This is a genomic window from Amycolatopsis sp. NPDC051071, assembly GCF_040682875.1.
Lineage (GTDB): Bacteria > Actinomycetota > Actinomycetes > Mycobacteriales > Pseudonocardiaceae > Amycolatopsis.
The window spans coordinates 1-2,747 of sequence record NZ_JBFBBY010000314.1; the positions used below are offsets into that span (position 1 = coordinate 1).

Here is a 2,747-nt window from a genome sequence, read left to right on the forward strand (position 1 = left end):
TGCACACGCAAGTACCGCAACCAGAGGACTAAACGCGGAGGTAGGAGCCGGGCGAGGGCGCTAGAACCAGGAAGGGCCGGGGGTGGGGCGTTCGGGGCGCCAGCCGGTCGCCTCGGTGAGCCGCGCCGAGACGACGCGCTGCGAACGCGCCAGCACCGACATCAGGCCGAGACGGCTCGCCGGCCACTTCGGCAGCGCACGGGCCCGCCGGACACCGCCCGCGGCGGCCATCGCCTCGCCGAGTTCCTGCTTCCGCACGGGATCCGCGGCCAGGTTGTAGACGCCGCTCGGCGCACCCAGCGCCGCGATGGCCCCGGCCGCCGCGTCGTCCGGGTGGATCGGCGACGTCCAGTCGGTCCGGCGGCCGATGATCAGCGGCGAACCGCGTCGCGCGGCCGCCAGCATCGCCGTGGTCATCGGGTCGCCGGAGACCAGCAGCCCGATCCGCAGCCGGATCGCGGTGCGACCTTCGCCGGCCAAAGCGGCGATGTTCGCGTGCGCCACGGTCGACGACGCGATGTTGCCGCGGAGTTCGAGTGGCGAGTCCTCGTCCAGTTCGCGGTCGCCGCCGTCGGCGTAGACGAACGAAATCCCTTCCTGCACCACGATCCCGAGTTCGTCGACCCGCCGGACCGCGGCCGCGAGTGTCCGGCTGCCGTCGACCCGCACACGGTCGTTCTCGGCCCAGCCGGACAGCGTCACGGCGTGCCGCGCGTCCGGGATCCGGGTCGCCACGTTCAGCACCGCGTCGTGTCCGCGCAGCGCACCGGCGAGGGAATCGACGTCGAACAGCGAGCCCGTCACCGGCTTCGCGCCTGTCGCGCGCACGGCCGCGACGCGGTCCTCGCTCCTCGCCAGCCCGCTCACCTCGTGGCCCCCGGCCAGCAACCGCCGCACCAGCGGCCGTCCGAGTACTCCCGTTGCCCCGATCACCATCACGCGCATCTGTCCATCCCTTTCCGATCGCCTTCACGACCTGGACGAGACCGGCTTCGACAACGTGACGGCGTCAGCCCGCCGGGATCTCCCCGATCTGGTCCGCGGGCGGAGCCTGGATGTCGGCCCGCGTTCCCCACTCGCTGTAGTGCGTGGTGGTCCTGGCCTGCGCGCTGTCCGGGACACCCGAGGCGGCGAGGACCGGTGCCAGGTCGAGGACGACCTTAAGGGGCTGATGCGCGCCGTCGAGCCAGATTTCCATGGGCAGCTTCCCGAGTTTGCCGCCCAGTTCCCCGACGGCCTCCGCCGACAACCCGGCGGGCAGATCGCCGCCCAGCGCGGCAAGGTCGATGTCCAGCCGGTAGTGCTCGGTGGAGACGCCGTCGAGATCGGCGTGCTCGGAGCCGGTGAGCGTGCCCGCCCGCCGGATCTGGTCGAGCGCCCGGCCCGGATCGCTCTGTTTGGCCAGCTGGTCGAGGCTACCGCCGAGGACCTGGGAGAACGGGTCGCTGCCGTCGGGGGAGACCTTGATCCACGGCTTGCCGTCGGGGACGTCTTCGCGGGAGCTCTCGGGGACCTTCGCGAAGACGGTCTTGCCGACCAGCCGGAGTTCCATCGGCTCGCCGACGAAGTCCGTGTTCATCACCAGCGCGGTGCCCGCCCGCGCGACCTTGGCCTGGCCTTCGCTCTTCGACCGCATCGCGCCCGCCGTGACGTCGGTGGCGAACTTCGCCGCCTTGCCGTCGATGGCGGCCGTGGTCCCGTCGGCCAGCGCGTGGGCGTCGGCGAACGACACGGTGTCGCCGTCGCAGCCGCCGAGCAGCGCGCCGAGTACGAGCACGACGGCGGGCAGGGCCGTTCTCCGCATGGGACCGTCCTCGGCTGTGTTGATGGAGCGCGGGCGGTCAAGCGAAACACAGCACGGACCCCGGACCCGATCGGGGGAACGGCTCAGCGGCTGTCACCGACCGCTTCGGGCGGCGGCGCGATGATCACCACGTCCGAGGCCCAGCTGTCGTACTTGATCGTGGCCTTGCCCAAGGTGACCCGCACCGGGCGCTGATCGGCGTCGAGCCACACCTCGGCCGGGGCGCCGCCGAGGTCGAGGACGTAGTGGGTGGCGGCCGCGCCGTTCAGTCCACCCTGCTCGGCTTTGGTGACCTTGCCGGTTTTCGAGATCCGGTCGGCAGTGCGCGTCGGGTCCATCGCCTCGACGACGTCCGTCATCAGCTTGCCGTTGGCCGCCGACAGCGCGTCCTTGCCGTCGGCGGTGATCTTGACCCATTCCTTGCCGGTCTTGTGTTCCTGGACCTGCGCGTCGGACAGGTGGTAGTAGAGGACGCCGTCGGCGAAGATCAGGTCCCGCTTCTCACCGGCGATCTCGGCGACCATCGAGAACTTGCTGTTCGGGCCCTCGTAGAGGCCGGAACTGGTCACCACGACCTTGCGGCCGTCCTCGGCGGTGGTCTCGAGCGCGATCTTCGACGACCTGGCCTTCTGCGTGCCCGCGCCGGCTGCCGAGGCCAGCTGGGCCGCGTCGGCGAGCGGTGGCGCCGCCGGTTTCTCTTCCGCGGAACAACCGCTCAGCAGCACGAGAGCGGTACAGACGGCAGCGAATCCGGTGGCACGCATAGGACTCCCTCGGGTGAATGGTCTGTACCACCACCGTAGTGCCTGACGCGTGAATTTCCACCGTCTGATGGTTTGAGTGCGCGTGAAGGCCCCCTTCCCTCGGCTGGTCACTCAAAACCATGGCCGAGGGAAGGGGGCCTTCACGCGCTTGCCAGGGGACTAGCGCCTGGCCTTCTTCA

At 70.5% G+C, this 2,747-nt stretch carries 3 protein-coding genes; all 3 read right to left on the reverse strand.

Annotated features, from left to right (window positions below; genetic code table 11):
- Positions 1-60 precede the first annotated feature (60 nt).
- The 3 genes from AB0M65_RS40665 to AB0M65_RS40675 all read right to left on the reverse strand — a co-directional run bounded on the left by AB0M65_RS40665 (position 61) and on the right by AB0M65_RS40675 (position 2,568).
- Positions 61-945 (reverse strand): NAD(P)H-binding protein, encoded by an 885-nt coding sequence (locus AB0M65_RS40665; RefSeq protein WP_364040964.1) that lies wholly within the window; start codon positions 943-945, stop codon positions 61-63.
- Positions 946-1,009: 64 nt separating this feature from the next.
- On the reverse strand, positions 1,010-1,804 hold the full coding sequence (locus AB0M65_RS40670) for a hypothetical protein (RefSeq protein WP_364040967.1): 795 nt from the start codon (positions 1,802-1,804) through the stop codon (positions 1,010-1,012).
- A gap of 83 nt (positions 1,805-1,887) precedes the next feature.
- Positions 1,888-2,568, reverse strand: a complete 681-nt coding sequence (locus AB0M65_RS40675; protein WP_364040970.1) for a hypothetical protein — start codon at positions 2,566-2,568, stop codon at positions 1,888-1,890.
- Positions 2,569-2,747: the final 179 nt, after the last annotated feature.

Coding starts and splice junctions, on each gene's coding strand:
- AB0M65_RS40665 (WP_364040964.1), bottom strand. CDS start 945: ATGCGCGTGATGGTGATCGGGGCAACGGGAGTACTCGGACGGCCGCTG.
- AB0M65_RS40670 (WP_364040967.1), bottom strand. CDS start 1,804: ATGCGGAGAACGGCCCTGCCCGCCGTCGTGCTCGTACTCGGCGCGCTG.
- AB0M65_RS40675 (WP_364040970.1), bottom strand. CDS start 2,568: ATGCGTGCCACCGGATTCGCTGCCGTCTGTACCGCTCTCGTGCTGCTG.